Annotated in this window: 5 protein-coding genes and 1 pseudogene; 2 read left to right on the top strand and 4 right to left on the bottom strand. The window is 73.3% G+C overall.

Annotated features, from left to right (window positions below):
* Window positions 1-9: 9 nt before the first annotated feature.
* From BLT97_RS38255 to BLT97_RS37170, 4 genes are all read right to left on the bottom strand, one after another.
* Window positions 10-186 (bottom strand): hypothetical protein, encoded by a 177-nt coding sequence (locus BLT97_RS38255; RefSeq protein WP_176954036.1) that lies wholly within the window; start codon window positions 184-186, stop codon window positions 10-12.
* Complete coding sequence (locus tag BLT97_RS37180) at window positions 177-419, bottom strand: DUF7848 domain-containing protein (RefSeq protein WP_143041459.1); 243 nt, start codon at window positions 417-419, stop codon at window positions 177-179. The genes BLT97_RS38255 and BLT97_RS37180 overlap by 10 nt, the downstream gene beginning before the upstream one ends.
* A 4-nt stretch (window positions 420-423) precedes the next feature.
* Window positions 424-867: a hypothetical protein gene (locus BLT97_RS37175; protein ID WP_093618491.1), complete on the bottom strand. Its 444-nt coding sequence runs from the start codon at window positions 865-867 to the stop codon at window positions 424-426.
* A gap of 285 nt (window positions 868-1,152) precedes the next feature.
* Complete coding sequence (locus tag BLT97_RS37170; protein ID WP_143041458.1) at window positions 1,153-1,647, bottom strand: hypothetical protein; 495 nt, start codon at window positions 1,645-1,647, stop codon at window positions 1,153-1,155.
* Between the two features lie 77 nt (window positions 1,648-1,724).
* On the opposite strand from BLT97_RS37170, the gene BLT97_RS37165 reads away from it, so the two are divergent.
* Window positions 1,725-2,966: a helix-turn-helix domain-containing protein gene (locus BLT97_RS37165; RefSeq protein WP_093618487.1), complete on the top strand. Its 1,242-nt coding sequence runs from the start codon at window positions 1,725-1,727 to the stop codon at window positions 2,964-2,966.
* Window positions 2,963-3,223: pseudogene (locus tag BLT97_RS37160) on the top strand (flavoprotein); the annotation flags it as partial. The gene BLT97_RS37165 and the pseudogene BLT97_RS37160, both read left to right, overlap by 4 nt.

Raw genomic sequence — 3,223 nt, 5'->3', positions numbered from 1 at the left:
GGGGGGGGCCTACGTGCGGCCCCCGCTCGCACGTCGGGCCCGCTGATCGGCCAGGGCCGCGCGTACGGCACGCGCGTGATCGACTCCGATCCGCAGCCGCTCGGCGCGCTCCCACAGCTCGTGTCGCCGTCCGTCGGGTATTCGCAGCTCGTCGAGCAGCCGCTCGCCGCCGGTCATCACTGCCATGCCCCCGCCTTCACCATCACGTACGACCATGGGGCCACGCGGAACCGGTCGTGACCCGAGTCGCGGGTGTGCTCAGCCATCCACCGGGTGAGCGTCTCCTCGTCCTCCTGGTCCCCGGAGTCCGCGCCGCAGTCGGTTTCGTCGCCGGACACGCACACCGCCTGAAACGCCGGTTCCGCGAGCTCGTCCGGCGTCACGCCGTACTGCCGGAACCGGTACGTCGCCCTGGTCACCACGTCACCTCAGCCGCTCACCGTGGTGGACGGGTGCGGTGTGCTCGCCGGTCTGCGGGTCGCGCGAGCTCACCGTCATGGTGAGTTGGTACTCCCACAGGCCCGCCACCGGGCCCGGCACCCGCGCGAGGGACAGCGAGTGCGGTTCGAGGCCGGGTGACTTCCGGGCGACGTCGGCGGCGGCCTGTAGGGCGTCCGCCGCCGTCGTGCCGGTGCACACCAGGGCGGTGAGCGCGCTCACCGTGACGTCGCTGGACGGGTCGAGCCGGTCGAGCGCGCCGACGGCTTGACTGGCCTCGTCGAGAGATCGCACGAGATCGTGAGCGAAGGGGGGCGTACGGTCCGGGTGCAGGAGCTCGACGCCGTCCTCGACGGGGCGGCGGGTGGCCGGCAGGTGCGCGGCGGGGCCGCGGTCCGGGCGGGGTGTTCCGTTCGTTGAATGCGCCATGTCCGGACGGTACGGGCCGCCGGGCCTGGGGTGGGCACGCACTGTGCGTGCCTTGTTCCGCAGGTGCGTATGTCCCCAGCTCACGAAACATGAGCGATGCGCATACGGCCCGGTGAGTGCAGGAGAACGGCCCCCCGGAGGGTGAATCACCGGGGGGCCGTCGCGGACCAGGGTACGGCGCAGCGCGCCGCGGAACCGACAGGACCCCGGAGCCAAGGCGCGGAGGCTCCGGGGTCCTGCGGGGGCCGTGCGCAGCTCCCACGGGGGGAGGAGCCGCGCACGGGGTCAACAGGCGCGGGCGTGTTCCTCGCGCCGGGCCTCGGCGGCGAGGACTGCCTCGCACAGCCGGACGGGGTCAACGTACCGCGCGCCGCCCGGGGTTGGGCGACTCAGCCATTCAGCCACATATCCGCCCGTGGGGCCGTGCGGGACGACGAGCCACGTTCCGGCCGTGAGCGCCCGGACGGCCTGCGGGCCGCCGTCGACCGCGCGGGCCGCCGTCCCTTCGGGCACCAGGACGATGAGCTCGGACCGTGCGTGATCGGCGATCACAGGGTGTCCGCCGTCGAGGGGAAGGTCGAGGGCGTCGAGCGCGGCGAGGCCCCGCTCAAGAGGAGTGATGACGAGGGCCTCCCACCGGCCGCCGACGGTGTCCCACGCCGAACCGACGGGGACGAGTGACGTCGACCCGGGGCCGGCATGGCGCAGCCGGTCGAGAGTCGAGCCGTCGGGGTCGAGGAAGGGGGCCCACCTACGGGGGGTGTTCTCGGGAGTGGCCATATCCGGACCGTAAGGGGCGTACAACAGGAAGTAGGCACGCACTGTGCGTGCATCGTTCCTCGGCCCGGAGAAGTGCCATGGAGACACAGGGAATCGGACGTCGCGTCGCCTACTGGCGCGAGCGCCGCCGCATCACGCAATCGGACTTCGGGGCCCTCATGGGTCAGTCCCGCCGCTGGGTGCAGGATCTCGAAGGCGGCAAGCGGCAGACCGACCCCCGCCTCTCCGTCCTCGAACGCGCCGCCGCCGTCCTCATGGTGCCGTTGGAGAGGCTCCTCACCGACGGCCCCGCGCTCCAGTGCATTGATGGCGTCGAGCTCGACGCCATCCGGGCCGCGCTCCAACGGCACGACGTGCTGACGGGAACGGCCGACGACGACCCCGCCGCGCCGCTTCCGCTCGGCACCCTTCACACCCGCCTCGTCCACGCCCGCGCCGCGTTCCAGTCCGGACACTTCGCCTCCCTCGGCAGCCTGGTCCCCGAACTCCTCGTCGACACCAACCGGGCCGCCGCCCGGCACGACGGCGACGACCGCCTCGGCGCCTTCCGTCTCCTGTCCCTCACCCTCGAACTGACGGAGGCCGCCGGCATCAAGTACGGAGACCACGACTTAGCCCTCATCAGCGGCCACCGAGCCGTGGCCGCGGCCGAGCGCTCGGAAGACCCCGTCATCATGGCCTCGGCCGCCCGGCACCTCACCGACGCCATGACCGCCCAGGGGCAGGCGCAGGCCGCCGCCGCGTTCGCCCTCGCCGCCGCCGCCCGCCTCGAACCTGACCTTCGCACCCGAGGCGCCGACGGCCTGTCCGTCCTCGGGATGCTGTACCTCAAAGCGGCCATGGCCGAGGCCACCATCGGCGCATCGGACGACCGCCGCGCCTCGGCCGCAGCGAGCGCCGTCCCCGGCCTCCTGGACCAGGCCGACGAGCACGCCGAGGAGCTCGGCGCCGACGGAAACGCCGTGTGGACCGCGTTCGGCCCGACCAACGCCCGGTTGTACCGCGTGGCCGCTCACGTCCAGCTCTCCGAGGGCGCGGATGCCGTCGCCGTCGCCGCGGACATCCCCAACCCCGCCCGCGCCGCCCTGCCCAAGGAACGCCGCGCGCACCTCCTTACCGACCTGGCCCGAGGACTCACGCAGGCCGGACAGCGCGCCGAGGCCGTCGAGACCCTCCTCGACGCCGAACGGGAGGCCAAGGAAGAGGTTCAGTGCCGGCCGCGCACCCGCCAACTTGTCGAGGACTTGCGCCTCCTGGGGGCGGGTTCCGCCGAAGGGCGCTTGCAGGCCCTCGCCGCGCGCTGTGGACTGCCCGGGTGACACAACGCACCCTGTACCTGATCTCATGTGCCGCGCCGCCCGCCCGGCACCTCACCATCCCGATTCGCGGAGCCCAGGCCCGGGGGTGGGACGTCTGCCTCGTCCTCACCCCCAGCGCCTACCGGTGGGCCGCCGAGGACCCCGAGGGCAACCTCGACGAGCTGCGCGAGCTCACCGGCCGGGTGGTCCGCCACGAGTACAAGCTCCCCTCACAGGCCGACGCGTTCCCCGACCCGGACGCCCTCCTCGTCGCCCCC

It is taken from the genome of Streptomyces indicus (genome assembly GCF_900100315.1).
In the GTDB taxonomy this organism is placed as follows: Bacteria; Actinomycetota; Actinomycetes; order Streptomycetales; family Streptomycetaceae; genus Streptomyces; species Streptomyces indicus.
This window is presented reverse-complemented; position numbering and strand designations above follow the sequence as displayed.